Here is a 15,092-nt window from a genome sequence, read left to right on the forward strand (position 1 = left end):
TATGGAACAGGTAGCACGATTTCTTGCAGTCCTCATGTCGGCCATATCGAATTGTTCACTCTATTCAAAAGAGCATAAATCCATCGATGAACTTTCACAAAAGGCCTTCTCGCTCCTTGATCAGATACTGAGAGGAAAAGAAGGTTTCGAACTCATGATCGTCGGAAATGATCTGATCGTCAATAAGGTTCCTTTCCGCAAGGAAGGCATTCATGGGATGAACCTCCTGAGGCGTCTGAAGAAGAAGAGTGTCACCGGTGTCAACTTCCTTCCGGGAGTGACGACGGACGAGATCAGACAACTCATCATCGACATGTCTGATCCTCAGAAAGATCTCGCCGCGTACCCCCATATAAAGACCGGATCTGTAGATGTCCGCACCTCAGGCCCTCAGTCTGATACCCTCCTCGATCCCGATGGCCTTGCCCATCTGAAATCAGAACAGGTGGAGAAACTCAAGGAACTCTACCATGACGTTTCTCTCTTTCGGCAGCTGAATGTCGCAGGGATCGAAGAGGTTGTCGTCAACATGATCAGCGCCTTCAAGAGGCAGGCCAGCCTCCTTCAATTAATCAGCCCGGTAAAATCCTACAGCGAGTATACCTATACCCATGCCATAAATGTTTCGGTTCTGGCCCTCTTTCAGGCCGAATCCCTTGGCGTAAAGGGCCAACTGCTCCATGACATCGGAATAGCCGCCCTCCTCCATGATGTAGGCAAGATCTTTGTATCAAAGGAGGTCCTTGAGAAGCAGGGCTCCCTGGAAGAGCGGGAGTGGGAAGAGATGCGGAGACACACGGTTTATGGCGCGAGATACCTTTCCAAGATAGACGCCCTGCCCCATATCGCTCCCATCGTGGCATTGGAACACCATATGAGATATGACGGAGAGGGATATCCAAGAATGAAGACGAGAGAGAACCATCAGCATCTCTGCAGCCAGATGGTTGCCCTTTCAGATTTCTTTGATGCCCTGAGGAGCAAGAGACCCTATAAGAAAGACTGGCAGATCAAGGAAATCATCTCCCTCATGAAGGCGAATGAGGGGAAGGAATTCAATGCCTTCCTCGTTGACAATTTCGCAAGGATCATGTCCCTGGCATTGAAGGCGGCGTAGCCCTCACCCACATACTTCATATACTTGGGAGTTGACGCCCGATTCGCAGGCAAGAGTCGGGGTTATTGGCCGGTCCGCTCACGCGGACCGTAACCGTCTTTCCAGAACAGCGTGCTCTCAGGATCATGTGGTTGGAACAATCACAGCGGGCCTTTCTGAATGATGTATAATAGCCCTGTGCTTGTCGTCGGTTTGACAGGAAACTATGGGATGGGAAAGAGCACGGTCCTCGGCCTCTTCAGGGAGCTCGGTGCAGTCACCCTCAAGACCGACGGGATCGTGGACCTGCTTCTTCACGATGCAGGTGTACTTACAAAGCTCAGGCAAATACTCGGGGACTCCGCCTTTGCAGACGACGGAACCCTGATCAAGGCCAAGGTAGCTGCTGCCATATTCCGCGATAGGGGACTCAGGGAGGCAGTGGAGGGACTCCTCCACCCCCTTGTCTTTGAGAAGATCGCTGATATTCTCGGGAAGCTGAGAAAAGAAGGTGCCGATAAGAAGGTCGTCGTTGTTGAGATCCCCCTGCTCTTTGAGAAGGAATACTCCAGGAGATTCGGAAAGACCGTCACCGTCTATACCGACCTTGAGACAGCCCTCAGTCGCCTCGGAGAGAAAGGTGTGAGCAGGAATGATGCCTTGTCGCGCCTGAGCGCCCAAATGCCCGTCGAGGAGAAGATCGGCATGTCGGACCTTGCCATAGATAACAGCGGCACTCTTGATGAGACCCGGAAGCAAGTGGTCAAGGTTTTTGAAGCCCTTAAGCTCATTGGGGAAAGGGATGATCGTCATTCAGGGGCTTGAAGCCCTTCAAGAACGGTATCCAAGTGTCGTCCTCACCATCGGCAACTTCGATGGGGTCCATAAAGGACACCAAAAGATATTCAAGACGGTGGTGGACAAGGCACGGGCTTTGAACGGGACGGCCATGGCGATGACCTTCGACCCCCATCCCGTTCGCGTGCTCTTCCCTGAGAGGGGTCTGCGGATTCTCACTCCCTTTGCCGAGAAGTCACGTCTCATGGAGCTCTATAGAATAGATGTTCTTCTCCGCATCCCCTTTACCAGGGAATTTTCGAAGACAGGACCCGATGATTTCATAAAGAAGGTGATCGTCGAAAAGATCGGCGCCCGGGAAGTCATCGTCGGCCACAATTATGCCTTCGGCAAAGGGAAGAAGGGAACGACGGACCTCCTCAGGAGAAGGGGGAAGAAATACGGAATAGCCGTCAAGGTCGTGCGGAGCGCCAGGCTCTTCGGAGATTCGGTCAGCAGCAGCAGGGTCAGGAGCCTTTTGAGCAGGGGCAGGGTCTGTGAGGCATCCTGGCTTCTCGGAAGGCCTTACGCCATCGAGGGCGCCGTAGTCAGGGGAGCGGGAAGAGGAGGAAGGCTTCTGAATGTCCCGACTGCCAATATTTCAACCCGGAACGAGCTCATTCCCAGGGAAGGCGTGTATGCCGTCAAGATCAGCTTGGGCGGAAGGCTCCTTGACGGAGTCGCGAATATCGGCAAAAACCCTACCTTCGGCGAAGCACCGCCGAGCTATGAAATCCATATCTTGGATTTCTCAGAGCCTATCCTCGGCAGGGATATCAGGGTGAACTTTATCGACCGTTTGCGGGACGAGAGAACCTTCGCCGATGTCTCAGGTCTCAGAGAACAGATCATGAGCGATATCGAGCGTGCCCGCCGTATCCTTAGTACGAAGAAGTATCCTAGAGTGCTATAGGATCAACGTCGACGACGATCCGCAACCCTTTTTCACCCCGCAGATTCCCGAGCAGTCTTTTCGCGTAGAGGTGAAGTTTCTCCTTTGCCCTCGATTTCAAGAAGATCCTGGAACTGTGGCTCCTTCCCTTCCTGAGAAGCAAGGGTCCAATGCATTCGATCTCTTTATCCGGAAGGACAAGGGCATTCAAAAGTTTGCCGCTCACGTCGGTCTTCGCCGAAACAGTCACCACGATTATGCGCGAGAAAGGCGGGTACGAGAGTGCCTCCCTCCGCGAAAGCTCTTCCCTGGAAAAGCCTTCAAGATTGTACTTCTTTATGAACCTGAAGACGTCATTGCCCGGCATCCTTGTCTGGATCATGACCATGCCCTCAGGCTTTACGTATTGTGAGATGCTGCAGATCTCCTGAAAGAGAAGCTCCGATGACCTGAAATCGGGCATGTGGAGGCTGATATCAGGATTCAGGAAAACACAGAGTTTGTAACCTTCCCGCTGTCGCAGTCTCCCGGCTACCGCCTTTGTGCCGACAACGATCTCCTCTTCCTGGATAAGGTTCCCGATATTCCTCAGGTCTTTCTCCTCCCGGAGCGCATCCCTGTCGATTCTCAGGGGGGCTACGCCGAGGTATTTCTTTACGTCCGCGACAATCCGCTCTGTCCCAGCACCCACCATTCCGAGCCTTGAGCCGTGGCACTGTCTGCAGTTGTCGGTCGCCGTTGACGTGTAGTTGCAGGAATGACACTTGAGGAGCATCTTGCTTCTGTGGTAGACAAGGGGAAGGCGACACTCGGGGCACTTCTCGATGGTGCCACAGTCACCGCACTGTATCATGGCATACCCCTTCCTGTTCACGAGAAAGAGGGCATTCTCTCCACGGCTGACATATGACGAAGCAGCCTGAATCGCCCTCTTCGAAAGGTAGGGCGTAACGGCCGCGGAGGTCTTCATGTTCACGATCTCGACCCTCGGCCTTTTCATCGTTCCTTCCAGCATGAGCAATCGGTATTTGCCCTTGACGGTATTCTGATATGACTCAAGGGAGGGCGAGACCGAGGAGAGGAGGACCGTCGATTTCTCCAGATAGCCCCGCATCACTGCCACGTCCCTCGCATGGTAGCGGACACCTTCAAGATTCTTGTACGAACGGTTCTGTTCCTCGATGACTGATATGAACGACACCGAGCTCAAGGGCGCAAATACGGCGAGTCTCGTCCCCATAACAATATCGGCGCCGCCGGAGAGAATGCGGTGGATTTCCGCCCTCCTCTTCAGGTTTGAGAGCTTTCCGTGCAACACGGAGAGCCTCTCTCCGAAGGCTTCTCTCACAATCGGTTCAAGGAGCTCAATATGGGCCATCTCAGGGACAAGGACCACACAGTTCCTCGTCTCTTGCAGGATATGAAGGACAGACGAAATCTCGTGGAGTGTCGTGGCTGCTTGGAAAAGGTAGGCGGCGTATTCCTTTTTCGCAAGGGATGCACGAACAGAAGACACGACATTCGCCGAACTTTCAGGCAATAGCATATGAGGGCGCGCTTCTTCTGCCCTTCCCCCCCTCTGAGATCTTGCCTTCAGTTTTTCAACATACTCCATAAGGGCCATGCCTTTCAGCACCATCCCCTCAGGAGCGAGGTAGTATTCAGCCATCCACTTCAGGAGATCGAGGAGCGCCGTGCCGATCGCCGGCTCTGGGAGAACAATATCATGGATATCCTTTACTGCTCCCACCGGGCGCTCTGTCGCCTCCCTGACAACAATTCCGTACTGAAGGCTTTTCCGCACTTCTGCCCTCACGAGCGTCCCTGGCTTCATAACCCCGCGCTCCGAAGGCCAGAAGTAAGTAAGGGGACCGATGTTCAGGGGGAAGACGACATCATAGAAAGACATGAGGGATTGTACCATAAAGTGACGGCAGACCTCCGCCAAACAGACAAAAGACTTTTACGGCTACAAATTGAGATTGTTGCGTGACGGCAAACGTTTCCCGAAAAAAGCGGAGAACGCAGCGGCCGCTCCAACTGTTGCACCACCACGAATATCGTTTATTCACAGTGACAGCCGCACTCTAAGTTTCCTTGCTCCAACGCACATGCAATATGTAAGATATTGAAACACATCTTATCTGCATTGGCGTCAGTAATCTGCCATGAGAAGAATTCTCCATATAGATATGGATGCTTTCTTTGCCGCTGTTGAAGAAAAACGGCGCCCCGAGCTTCGTGGCAAACCCGTTGTCATAGGAGGATCGGGAGATCCCACGAAGAGAGGCGTCGTGTCAACCGCCTCCTATGAGGCTCGTAAATATGGAATTCATTCCGCTATGCCATTGCAAACAGCATACAAGCTCTGCCCTCATGCCGTCTTTCTCCCTGTCGATTACGATGAATACGCAAGGGTCTCATCAATGATTAAGGCAAAACTCAAGGAAATCAGCCCTCTCATGGAGGACGTGGGCATTGATGAGGCCTTTCTCGACATATCGGAGAATCAGAAGCCGTCTGAAGTGATTGCGACGGAAATCAAGGGTGCCATCAAAGCTGAAACCGGTCTCAGTTGCTCGATAGGTATTGCCCCCAATAAGCTTCTTGCAAAAATAGCATCAGACCTGCAGAAACCCGACGGCCTTACGGTACTGTCGACTGATGATATAGAAAAGTGCATTTGGCCTCTGCCAGTCAGGAAGCTTTGGGGTGTTGGACCCAAGACAGAGGGCTATCTCAGGGGAATGGCAATAGAGACGATTGGGGACCTGGCGAAACTCCCTCTTGAGACACTCATTGAATATTTCGGCCCCTCGTATGGGAATTACCTTCACGAGGCATCCCATGGAATCGACGACACTCCCCTAATAACCCATTGGGAACCGAAATCAGCGAGCCGTGAGACCACATTCCAGAAGGACACTGATAACTGGCAGACAATTGCCAAATGCCTGGCTGAACTGGTGAAGGATATCGTTGAGGACATCAGCGAAAGGGGATACGACGCCAGCCATGTTACAGTAAAGATTCGATTCAGCGACTTTGAGACGCATACTCGTGCTACCACACTTAAAGAACCCGCAAACAATGTGGAGATCATCAGAAAGGCGGCATTTCTGTGCCTCAGTAGATTTGAGCTGAAGAAGAAAGTGCGTTTGATTGGCGTACGAGTGGGGTTGTCCAAGAAGATTTGAATGCCAAGGAACAAAAGAATGATGCATCTGTCTATATCTACTCCTCCAGCTGAATGTTAACCGGTCCATGGGCTGTATAATATCTGATATTCAATTTCCTGAGCCTTTCCTCGGCGCGGGGATAGAGGATAATCTCCTCGACCTCAAAGCCCCCAAAGCCGGTACGGACATTCTTGAGCCTTTCCATCTTCCTTTCAGCGGATCATGTCTTCCCCGGTCTTCTCCTTCCGATAGATACCACGCGAATCGCCGAGCCGCTTGAGGCCGGCCGCTCTGCCCGCGAGTGATTCATGCCCACCGACGACGAGAACCCCTCCCTCGGTGAGCTCCCCCAAAATGCCTTCGAGGATTTTCCTCTGCAACCCTCCATCAAAATAGGTGAAGACAAGGTTCCGGCACAGTATGAGGTGGAATGTCCCTTCAGGCAATCGGCGACGAATATCCTGGCTCAGGAATTCGATGCCCTCCTTGAAGGTCGACCTGATCGAATAGATATCGCCTGAGGATGTGAACGCTTGTTCTCGTAAATCTTGAGGAAGGTCCCTGAGGCTGCTCAATCGGTAGCAGCCCTGCCGTGCCAGCTCAAGCAATCTTTCGTTTATATCCGTTGCAACTATCCGGAGGGAGATCTCTCGATGCAGGAGGGGAAGCACGCAGACATTCCAAATGATCTGCAAGGTATAGGGCTCCTCTCCTGAAGAGCAGCCTGCACTCCAGCAGCGAAGTTCCGTTCCGCCCTCATCCATGATGTTTTTTGCGAGCTCAGGAAGAACGCGGTCGCGCAATACCTCAAACACCTTACGGTCGCGGTAGAATCGCGATATCGTGACTCCGCAGAGAACGTCCATGACCTGCCACTCGTTGGGGTTGCGGGCGAGATAGTCCCTATAGGCGCTAAAGCCGGAAATACCGAGTTCTTCGATACGGCGGTTGATACGTCTGCATATCTGTTTGCGGACCTTGCGAAATCCCTCCCACCTGAGTCTGAGACGCGGCAGAGACCATTGAAGAAATTCCGTACAGCCGGTGTCCTTCATCGTAATCCTTCGACTGATCTTTTTTTTATCATCTCCCCATCCCCTTTTTCGGGCTGCAGATCCAGGGTCCTCACCACTTCGTGGGCGACCGGGCGTCCCTTGTCAGACCGCAGGGTCAACGAAAAACATTAACAGTGCCATGTGGGAAAAAGTCAAGTACTAACCCTCTCTTTAGGGGTGATGAGGTCTTTGTCGTGAAGTATTACCGCGGCAAAGCAGCACCATTCTGGTCGGTACGAATGATAAAGAAGTCTTGGAGGATAAAGTATTTCTGAGGAAACAAGCAAGCCTGATTTTCATCGATCACAGGCAGTCGGCTCAAGTATGAGGTGTTACGCATAAAGGGAAAAGGTCCTTTATGATATAATCGTGGTGCGATAGCAATGAGCTGCCTGAATATTCCGGAAGCGGAGAAGCGATGCATTCTCGAACATGAACTATTTCCTGTCACCTCGATACCAGCTGAAATGGCTCGAATTCCCGTCCCTTTATGACATGGTGAAGGATGAACTCTACGAACTCGACGATGCCGCCTTTCAGTTCCTGAGGAGGTGTGCGGATCAAGACGGCTGCGATGGGGACGAGTATGGCAGAGAGTTCCTCGACTACGTCATCGAGGAAGGTTTTCTCACTTCTAAACCTGTCAACAGCAGAAGACCGCCCATACGAAGATCTGCCGACCCCTCCTTGAGGTACCTTGAACTGCAGATAACACGGCGATGCAACCTGAGATGCGGCCATTGCTATATCGGCCCGTCCGAGGATCTTGAGCTGCCTCTTGAAACGATACTCTCCGTAATGACTGAGTTTGAAGGGATGCAGGGACTGCGGCTCCTGATCACCGGGGGTGAACCGTTGCTCCACAGAGGTTTTCAGTCTCTCAATACCGCCCTTCCTGGTTACGCCTTTCGGAAGATCCTCTTTACCAACGGTGCCCTGCTCACTGAAGCGATCATCTCCTCTCTCAACGTGGACGAGATCCAGGTGAGCATCGACGGTCTCGAAGCGGGCCATGATGCCTTAAGGGGGAAGGGGACCTACACAAAGGCTATGCATGCCATCACTTTGGGTCTTAACGCCGGCAGGGAAGTCTCTGTTTCGACGATTGTCCATGCGGAGAACCTTGAGGATTTCGATGAGATGGAGCGGTTATTCAGAGGGATCGGAGTAAAGGACTGGACCGTCGATGTTCCCTGTCTGGCGGGAAATCTTAGAGACAACCCTCGGTTCCATCTCAAACCCGGCACTTCAGGGAGATATCTAAGGTATGGGTTCGGAGAGGGTCTTCACGGAGGGGGCGACGGCTTTGCATGCGGGGCGCATCTCGCCTCTGCTATGGCTGACGGAAGTGTTGCCCGTTGTGCCTTTTACTCTCACCGTTCTGTAGGCCACATAAAGGAGGGTCTCGATGTCTGCTGGAAAAGGCTGGTGCCGGTGCGCATGGAGGAACTCGCCTGCGACTGCAATCTCAGAGACAACTGCAGAGGAGGATGCAGGTACAGGGCCGAACTCCTCGGCGACCCATACGGCAAGGATCTCTACCGGTGTGTGGCTTGCGATGTCTCTACAGGAGATACTCGGCGAGATTGATACGGTACTTGTTCGGGTCCATGGTTTTCACGATCCTCCGCAGGTACTTGCCCTGCCCATCCTTCTCTCTGAGGTCCACGACGGAGCTGTCAATCTTGGTCCCCTTGCTGTCCAAAATGATGCGGACCCTCGGTCTCTCGGGAAACATGGTATTGCCTCCGTCGACGAGTCCGAGCTCTTTTGTGTCCAGGAGCACGAGGGTGCCAATGGGGAAGACGCCGATCATGTTCACAAAGAACTTGAAGAGCAGAGGATCGAGCTGGGTGCCTGCCCTTTCCATCATGACGCTGAGGGCCTTGTCGGGCGCCAGGGGTATCCTCGAATAGACCCGCGAGGAGGTCATTGCATCATACTGATCGGCGAGGCTCACAATCTTTGAGTAAAAATCCAGCTCAAGAGGTTTGGTCAGCCTCGGATATCCCGACATATCATAGTTGAGGTGGTGCTCGAAAGTGACAATGGCTGTTCTGATGGAGGACGGATCGAGCCCCTTCAGTTTCAGGATCGCCCGCACACCCCAGGAAGGATGCTTCTTCATGATCCTCCAATCGTCTTCGTTGAAGTTCGTTGCCTTGTTGAGGATCTCTGCCGGCACGTGTATCTTCCCGATATCATGGAAGAGGGCAACGAGACCGACCTCGGTAAGGGCCTTTCTGTTCAGGCCGATCCTCTGGCCGAGGGCGATGGAGAGGATGCTGACATTTACGGAATGGTGGTAGGTGTATTCGTCATAATCCTTTATAGCCGTCATGCCGATAAGGAGCTCCTCTTCAGCAAGGATAGTATCAACCATTGATTCGACGACCCTCTTCGCCTTCTTGATGCTGACTTTTTCTCCGGTCTGTATCTTCGTAACGACCCCCTTAGTGTAGGAAACAGCATTGAAATAGGTCTTCTTGACAAGTCGTCTGATATCGTGTTCACCTTCTTCCTTCACCTTCTTCAGCGGACCGACCATGAGGGAATGGACATCTGCTATGCCTTCTGAAAGGGCAAGGAGCGGATCGCTGGCGAAGGCTGCATTGAGAAAGGCCTTCAGGAAAACCTGCATGTCCGCCGACGTGACGGGGCTCATGATGACGATACTTCCGACTCCCCGTCTCTTGAGCTCCCTGATGAGAAAGTCGAAATTGAGGAGATATTCCATAGAATATCTCACCCTTGTCTCGTTGACGTAGAAAAACTCTCCGATGAGTTCAAGGGTGAGCGTGCTGCCCGCCTTCACCACAGGATTCATGAACGAGATCAGGCGGTCTATGGCTGCCGTGACCGCGACATTCCCCGGGTCGTGTATCTGTGCGGTCCTGATGATCACCGCAAGCTGGTTAATGATATCTTTTCCGCTTCGTGATGCCTCGGTGCTCTTTTTATCCGCCATGTTCAATCCTTCTGACAGCGGTAGTCGCATACTCTTTCAGGAGGGGATTACCCGAATCCCTGAGCTTCGAGAGGACCGGAAGGGCGTCTTTGCTGTGCATCAATCCAAGACAATATGCAGCGCATGCCCTGTTCTCATCCAGGCTGCTCCTCCTGAAGAACGACCTCTTTTTCAATGTCTGGACCATGAAATCCGCGATGTCGGGACTGTTCCAGTGGGTCAGTGCCTCAAAGAACTCCTTCTTTTCTTCGAATTCCCTGCTTCTGAAATCCTTTCCTGAGATCTTCTCTATGAGCATCCTCTTTGCTGTCTCAGAACCGCTGCTCCCGAGAGATTTTGCAGCCAGCCTTCGAACCGATGAATCCTCGTCATCAAGGGCATCCTTGAGCGTCTGGAGCGACAAGGGGCTCTTCAGTTCTCCAAGGGCCTTTATCGATTCCTTGCGCACGCGCACATCGGAATGCCTTGCGGTCCCCAAAAGATACTCCACGGCCTTCTTGTCGCCGATGAGGCGCAGGACATAGATGATATTCCTGACGAGATACCACCGTGAATCGTGGAGGCCCTTTGCGAGGGCCGGTAAATCCTTTCTCCCGAGGGTAACGAGGATGTTAATGACCTGCTTCCTTCCGTGGATATTCTTCATGTCACCAAGAATTGCAATGAAGGGGGCTATGGCATTCTTGTCGAGAAAGGAGACGTATTCTTTCAGAAGCTCCTCATCAACGGGCATTGCCGCGTCGAGGATTTCGCCAACAATGCGTACGAGCTCAGGAGAGCTGACCGTGGCAGAGAGGACCCCCATCTCGCCTTTGGCTGCCTCTGAACTTGCCGGGCTTTGCATAATCTCCCCTGCCCTCTTCATGATTCCCACAGCAGTCTTCAGGTCTCCATGTCCGAGAGCATAGACAATAACGTCCGAGAAAAAACGGCAGATATCGTGGAACTCATCCGTGCTTTCAGCCTGGAAGAGCATCTCGAAGAGTATCTCCGAGAGCTTCCCTGTCTTTTCCTCCTGGTCCTTCTCTATCTCTCGGACGAGCACCTGGAGGTCTTTGTCCGAGAGATTGACGATCGATATCTCCGTGACGTCCTCAGCCCTGAAGGCATCGGCATAGGCCTTGAGAAGCTCATCAGCCTTGGGCGACTTGTCCTTTGCTTCCCTCACGGCCTCTGCTTCATAGGCATCGTCTTCAAGGAGAAAGGCCTCATCGACAACGTACTTGATGCCTTGAAAGTCTCTTTCCCACAGCAGGGTAACAATATCATCATCAACGGCCTCTCGGTCAAAATCAAGGGCGATGATCTTCAGGAATTCCTCCATCTCTTGTCTTGACAGATCTTTCTTGAAGGTCAGTTCCCTGATGCCGTCCTTGAAGAAGAAAAGGGCAAGATTGTCCTCCTTCTCGGTGTTGTGATAGATCTGTTCGGAATCAAGGAATATCTCGTTCTGCTTAATCCGCAGGCCGAGTTCATCTCTTGAACCGAAAAAATCCTGGAACTTCTGGAAGACATCATCGACCGTCCGTAGGTAAATGGGATTGTTGTCAGGATACATTCTGACGGTCTTCTTCGCCTTCAGGAAAGCCTGGACGATCTCTTTCGCCGACCTCATTTCTTCGAAGTTTCCCATGCCCCAAAATAGCACAGTTTTTGACGCAGGTCAAATGACCGGCCTCAAGTAATCTGGATCCTCCTATCACGAGCAAAATTCTTGATGATCATTGCACTCACATGGAGCCTTTGGAGCCGTAAATTCCTGGAACGTATCCCCAGCACGTCATTGTGAGGGAACCTCTCTCCCCGAATCTCTCCCTGCGTCTTCATCACTTCATGGTAGAGTTCCTTGAGTGTCTCGGCGTCAAAGGGTTTCAGGAAGAGAGGGTTGACAGTGACGTACCCTTCGGCGATATCTCTCGTGATGGCCTTTAAGCTCTTGCCCCGGATACTAGGCATGCTCGATCTTCTTCCTCACGAAGAGCCTTGACACCAAAATCCCTGCCTCATAGAGGAAGATAATAGGGACGGCCATGAGTGTCTGGTTAAAGGCATCAGGCGTCGGCGTGAGGATAGCAGCAATGACGAAGGCCAGCAAAATTGCATACTTCCTGTTCCTTGCAAGGGTCTTTGGCGTGACAATGCCCATGCGGGTCAGCAAGACAATCACAATCGGGAGTTCGAAGACTGCCCCGAAGGCAAGGATGAACTTCAGACAGAAATCAACGTAGTTACCAACCGAGAGCATGGGCGTCATGGACTCCGTTTTGTATGTCAGGAGAAAGCCCATGGCAAAGGGAAGTACAAAGAGGAAACAGAAGGCAGCGCCGAAGAGGAAGAGAACGGTAGCTGTCACCACAAAGGGTCCGACGTATTTTTTTTCCTTCTGGAGCAGCCCCGGGGATATGAACTTCCATACCTGATGAAGCAGTATCGGGAGGGTAAGGATGAGGCCAGCGACAAAAGAGACCTTGAGGTGCATCCAGAATGCCTCTCCCGGCGCGGTAAAGATAAGGGAGGCGTTCTTGATATTCGACGGCACGAGCGATATAAAGGGATACTTCATGGCAAAGCCGATCTCGAATCTCATGGGAAAGGTAAGTGCCCTGAAGAGGTCTTCGGAGTAGTTGAATGTGACAAGGAAGCCCGCAAAAAGGGCCACGAGAGAGACGACAATCCTCTTCCTCAGTTCGGAGAGGTGTTCGGTAAAAGGCATCTTCTCTTCAGTCATTCTTCGGGCTTTCCCCTTTTCTCTTTTTCATCGGAGACAGGCTCGTCGGCCTTCTCGCCTTTTTCCCGCGGTGGCTCTTCAGGCATACCTGCTAAGGACTGAGGAATGTCGGTCTTGTCAGGTTTAGCAGGCTGATCGAGTTCGGAATCAATCTGTGCCTTCGCCTCCTGGAGGGCCTTCTTCAATTCGGCAAGACCTTTGCCGAGGCTTCTGCCGAGTTCGGGCAGGCGTTTTGGGCCGAAGACAAGGAGGGCCACGACAAAGATAACGATCAACTCCTGAATTCCCAGGTCGAACATCAGTCTACCACATCATACACTTTCTTGATCTTTTGCTTTTCCACATTGAACAGGTAGGTCAATGAAAGGAGGATCCGGTATACGGGGCTTCTGTTCTTCAGGTCAAAACCGACCCCGATCGTTGTGAGGATGTCGTCGCTGGTAAAAAGCCGGTACCCAAAGCGTGCCTCCAGTCTGTCAAGTCTCCCGGAGTAGCTCTTTTTCCCATAGAGCTCGCCGAGGATCCTGAAGCTGTGTGACGCCGAGAAATCGATTCCCGCCGCAAAGGTCAAATCGTCTTTAAATCTCTCAGTGAAGGGTTTCGAATAGAAGAGATTTGCGTGTCCGTAAAAGGGGCCCACCTTTTTGCTGACCGCAAGCCCGCCGCCGATGCTCCCTTCCGTACTGATCTCATCTTTCCCTGTAGGAAGGGACCCTGTTGCTACAACGGCAACGGAGGGTCCATATTTCCCTTCGTCAAAGAACCGGTATCTGAGGGCGAGCGATGTGTCCTCAAAACCGTTGATGGGATAATCGTTGCCTCCATCGTAATAGGGAATGCTTACATCAAGCTCCAGGGAATCCAAGATCCCGTAGCCAAACTGACCGGTATACCGATAAAAGCCGGGGCGCTCGGATTTTTCGAATCCCAGGGCCATGCCGGCCTTCCCCTGCTTCAGGCTGTCCGCGCTGAATGTGGAAAAGACACCGTAAGGGGGAAGAGGTTGCGGGCCTTTCAGGTCAAGACCATGGGCATAATCTGTGAAGAGAGGGACGGCGAGGAGGAAGAAAAAGATGTATTTTTTCATCCCTTGAAAATACCAGAAAAAAACTCTATCTGTCAACGATTTACCGAGGTTGACATTCCTTCTGATTGTGATATTATGAGGAAAAGGCGGGCCACCTATGCGGTTAGGGATACACCGCCAGCTTGCCAGCGCTGAGGAAACTGCATCATTGAACGTCGTAAAAACAAGGAGGAGAGGATTATGGCTTACGCAGCAAAGGACTATTCTTCGTTGATCGGGATGGAAGGGTTCAGCGAGACCCTTTTGAAGAATCATTTCACCCTCTATCAGGGTTATGTAACGAACACGAACAAGGTGCTCGATGCCCTTGACCAGTTGTCCAAGGAGGGAAAGACAGGTTCGCCTGAATTCGCAGAGTTGAAACGACGACTGGGCTGGGAATTTAACGGGATGAGACTCCACGACTATTATTTCGAGAATCTCGGAGGCAAAGGAGGAATAAAGAGAGACGGAAGGCTCGCAAAAAAGATCGCTGAGGCCTTTGGAAGCCATGAAGCATGGGAAAAGGATTTCAGGGCGACGGGAGCAATGAGAGGGATTGGCTGGGTCGTACTCTATCAGGACAATGCGGCAGACAGGCTGATCAACTTCTGGATAAATGAACATGACGTGTCCCACCCCGCAGGATGCAGTCCGCTTCTCATCATGGACGTATTCGAGCATGCCTTCATGATCGATTACGGTCTGAAGCGAGCGGACTACATAGAAGCATTTTTTAAGAACATCAACTGGCAGTCGGCCGAGACACGGCTGAAATAAGGCCGAAGGAGGAAGCTTATGACAAAGAAGCCCATCGAGGATTCCGAGGCATTCTTGCAGCTCATCAGGGAGTGGCAGCAGCTTGAGGACAAGACCATTGAGAGCGCCGATGGCCTGATCAAGAGTTCAAAGAACCCTCTTGTGAAGATGACCATGGAGATGATAAGGCACGATTCCGAGAAACACAAGATTATGCAACAGATGCTCATCGACAGTCTGACAAAGGAGGCTATCCATCTCAGCCCCGATGACCTTGCACCACTTTCGGACATGCTCAACCGGCATCTCGAGGCAGAGGCCAAGTCCCTCGCGCTTGCCGATGCCGCTCTCGAAAAGAGCGAACTCTTCATAACGCGTTACATCCTCTCCTATCTCATTGCCGACGAGACGAAACATCATAGCCTTATCGGCAAGCTGAATGAACTGAAGAGGGCAGCGGTCTTTGTGACATAGCAGAAGAAGGGGAGAGCAGGGAGTCATGCTGCCCTCCC

The 15,092-nt window shown here is 52.1% G+C and carries 16 protein-coding genes; 7 read left to right on the forward strand and 9 right to left on the reverse strand.

Going from position 1 to position 15,092, the window contains the following annotated elements; genetic code table 11:
* Position 1 precedes the first annotated feature (1 nt).
* From VFG09_11965 to VFG09_11975, 3 genes are all read left to right on the forward strand, one after another.
* Positions 2-1,117: an HD domain-containing phosphohydrolase gene (locus VFG09_11965; protein ID HET6515869.1), complete on the forward strand. Its 1,116-nt coding sequence runs from the start codon at positions 2-4 to the stop codon at positions 1,115-1,117.
* A gap of 162 nt (positions 1,118-1,279) precedes the next feature.
* Positions 1,280-1,921 carry a dephospho-CoA kinase gene (gene coaE, locus VFG09_11970; GenBank protein ID HET6515870.1) on the forward strand — a complete coding sequence of 214 codons (642 nt, stop codon included), beginning with the start codon at positions 1,280-1,282 and terminating at the stop codon, positions 1,919-1,921.
* Entirely contained in the window at positions 1,899-2,846 is a 948-nt protein-coding gene (locus VFG09_11975; GenBank protein ID HET6515871.1) for a bifunctional riboflavin kinase/FAD synthetase, read from the forward strand. The genes coaE and VFG09_11975 overlap by 23 nt, the downstream gene beginning before the upstream one ends.
* Here VFG09_11975 and priA read toward each other — a convergent pair.
* Complete coding sequence (priA, locus tag VFG09_11980; protein HET6515872.1) at positions 2,833-4,749, reverse strand: primosomal protein N'; 1,917 nt, start codon at positions 4,747-4,749, stop codon at positions 2,833-2,835. The genes VFG09_11975 and priA overlap by 14 nt on opposite strands.
* A gap of 244 nt (positions 4,750-4,993) precedes the next feature.
* Between priA and VFG09_11985 the strand changes: the two genes are divergently transcribed.
* Positions 4,994-6,022: a DNA polymerase IV gene (locus tag VFG09_11985; protein ID HET6515873.1), complete on the forward strand. Its 1,029-nt coding sequence runs from the start codon at positions 4,994-4,996 to the stop codon at positions 6,020-6,022.
* Between the two features lie 37 nt (positions 6,023-6,059).
* Here VFG09_11985 and VFG09_11990 read toward each other — a convergent pair whose 3' ends face one another.
* Together VFG09_11990 and VFG09_11995 are read right to left on the reverse strand one after the other, a co-directional pair.
* A complete protein-coding gene (locus VFG09_11990) occupies positions 6,060-6,209 on the reverse strand; it encodes a hypothetical protein (GenBank protein HET6515874.1) in 150 nt (49 codons plus the stop codon).
* A gap of 7 nt (positions 6,210-6,216) precedes the next feature.
* Complete coding sequence (locus VFG09_11995) at positions 6,217-7,059, reverse strand: CheR family methyltransferase (GenBank protein HET6515875.1); 843 nt, start codon at positions 7,057-7,059, stop codon at positions 6,217-6,219.
* 432 nt (positions 7,060-7,491) lie between these two features.
* Between VFG09_11995 and VFG09_12000 the strand changes: the two genes are divergently transcribed.
* Positions 7,492-8,649 carry a radical SAM protein gene (locus VFG09_12000; GenBank protein ID HET6515876.1) on the forward strand — a complete coding sequence of 386 codons (1,158 nt, stop codon included), beginning with the start codon at positions 7,492-7,494 and terminating at the stop codon, positions 8,647-8,649.
* Here the strand turns inward: VFG09_12000 and VFG09_12005 are convergent.
* The 6 genes from VFG09_12005 to VFG09_12030 form a co-directional block, all read right to left on the reverse strand.
* Positions 8,624-10,027, reverse strand: a complete 1,404-nt coding sequence (locus tag VFG09_12005; protein HET6515877.1) for an HD domain-containing phosphohydrolase — start codon at positions 10,025-10,027, stop codon at positions 8,624-8,626. The two genes, VFG09_12000 and VFG09_12005, sit on opposite strands and share 26 nt — an antisense overlap.
* Positions 10,017-11,642, reverse strand: coding sequence for a HEAT repeat domain-containing protein (locus VFG09_12010; protein HET6515878.1), 1,626 nt, complete (start codon positions 11,640-11,642; stop codon positions 10,017-10,019). Before VFG09_12010 ends, VFG09_12005 begins: the two co-directional genes overlap by 11 nt.
* Positions 11,643-11,704: 62 nt before the next feature.
* Positions 11,705-11,983, reverse strand: coding sequence for a hypothetical protein (locus tag VFG09_12015; protein HET6515879.1), 279 nt, complete (start codon positions 11,981-11,983; stop codon positions 11,705-11,707).
* Positions 11,976-12,755 (reverse strand): twin-arginine translocase subunit TatC, encoded by a 780-nt coding sequence (gene tatC, locus VFG09_12020; protein HET6515880.1) that lies wholly within the window; start codon positions 12,753-12,755, stop codon positions 11,976-11,978. Before tatC ends, VFG09_12015 begins: the two co-directional genes overlap by 8 nt.
* A complete protein-coding gene (locus VFG09_12025; GenBank protein HET6515881.1) occupies positions 12,752-13,054 on the reverse strand; it encodes a twin-arginine translocase TatA/TatE family subunit in 303 nt (100 codons plus the stop codon). The genes tatC and VFG09_12025 overlap by 4 nt, the downstream gene beginning before the upstream one ends.
* The gene (locus VFG09_12030; protein ID HET6515882.1) at positions 13,054-13,842 is read right to left on the reverse strand and encodes a hypothetical protein; all 789 of its coding nucleotides are present in this window, start codon (positions 13,840-13,842) and stop codon (positions 13,054-13,056) included. The genes VFG09_12025 and VFG09_12030 overlap by 1 nt, the downstream gene beginning before the upstream one ends.
* A gap of 180 nt (positions 13,843-14,022) precedes the next feature.
* Between VFG09_12030 and VFG09_12035 the strand changes: the two genes are divergently transcribed.
* A complete protein-coding gene (locus tag VFG09_12035) occupies positions 14,023-14,601 on the forward strand; it encodes a Fe-Mn family superoxide dismutase (GenBank protein ID HET6515883.1) in 579 nt (192 codons plus the stop codon).
* Positions 14,602-14,619: 18 nt separating this feature from the next.
* Complete coding sequence (locus VFG09_12040) at positions 14,620-15,054, forward strand: hypothetical protein (GenBank protein ID HET6515884.1); 435 nt, start codon at positions 14,620-14,622, stop codon at positions 15,052-15,054.
* Positions 15,055-15,092: the final 38 nt, after the last annotated feature.

Source organism: Thermodesulfovibrionales bacterium, from assembly GCA_035686305.1.
In the GTDB taxonomy this organism is placed as follows: Bacteria; Nitrospirota; Thermodesulfovibrionia; order Thermodesulfovibrionales; family UBA9159; genus DASRZP01.

What these genes read in the sequence shown, in the direction of transcription:
- VFG09_11965 (HET6515869.1), top strand. Translation starts at nt 2, where the DNA reads ATGGAACAGGTAGCACGATTTCTTGCAGTCCTCATGTCGGCCATATCG.
- coaE (HET6515870.1), top strand. Translation starts at nt 1,280, where the DNA reads ATGTATAATAGCCCTGTGCTTGTCGTCGGTTTGACAGGAAACTATGGG.
- VFG09_11975 (HET6515871.1), top strand. Translation starts at nt 1,899, where the DNA reads ATGATCGTCATTCAGGGGCTTGAAGCCCTTCAAGAACGGTATCCAAGT.
- priA (HET6515872.1), bottom strand. Translation starts at nt 4,749, where the DNA reads ATGGTACAATCCCTCATGTCTTTCTATGATGTCGTCTTCCCCCTGAAC.
- VFG09_11985 (HET6515873.1), top strand. Translation starts at nt 4,994, where the DNA reads ATGAGAAGAATTCTCCATATAGATATGGATGCTTTCTTTGCCGCTGTT.
- VFG09_11990 (HET6515874.1), bottom strand. Translation starts at nt 6,209, where the DNA reads ATGGAAAGGCTCAAGAATGTCCGTACCGGCTTTGGGGGCTTTGAGGTC.
- VFG09_11995 (HET6515875.1), bottom strand. Translation starts at nt 7,059, where the DNA reads ATGAAGGACACCGGCTGTACGGAATTTCTTCAATGGTCTCTGCCGCGT.
- VFG09_12000 (HET6515876.1), top strand. Translation starts at nt 7,492, where the DNA reads ATGAACTATTTCCTGTCACCTCGATACCAGCTGAAATGGCTCGAATTC.
- VFG09_12005 (HET6515877.1), bottom strand. Translation starts at nt 10,027, where the DNA reads ATGGCGGATAAAAAGAGCACCGAGGCATCACGAAGCGGAAAAGATATC.
- VFG09_12010 (HET6515878.1), bottom strand. Translation starts at nt 11,642, where the DNA reads ATGAGGTCGGCGAAAGAGATCGTCCAGGCTTTCCTGAAGGCGAAGAAG.
- VFG09_12015 (HET6515879.1), bottom strand. Translation starts at nt 11,983, where the DNA reads ATGCCTAGTATCCGGGGCAAGAGCTTAAAGGCCATCACGAGAGATATC.
- tatC (HET6515880.1), bottom strand. Translation starts at nt 12,755, where the DNA reads ATGACTGAAGAGAAGATGCCTTTTACCGAACACCTCTCCGAACTGAGG.
- VFG09_12025 (HET6515881.1), bottom strand. Translation starts at nt 13,054, where the DNA reads ATGTTCGACCTGGGAATTCAGGAGTTGATCGTTATCTTTGTCGTGGCC.
- VFG09_12030 (HET6515882.1), bottom strand. Translation starts at nt 13,842, where the DNA reads ATGAAAAAATACATCTTTTTCTTCCTCCTCGCCGTCCCTCTCTTCACA.
- VFG09_12035 (HET6515883.1), top strand. Translation starts at nt 14,023, where the DNA reads ATGGCTTACGCAGCAAAGGACTATTCTTCGTTGATCGGGATGGAAGGG.
- VFG09_12040 (HET6515884.1), top strand. Translation starts at nt 14,620, where the DNA reads ATGACAAAGAAGCCCATCGAGGATTCCGAGGCATTCTTGCAGCTCATC.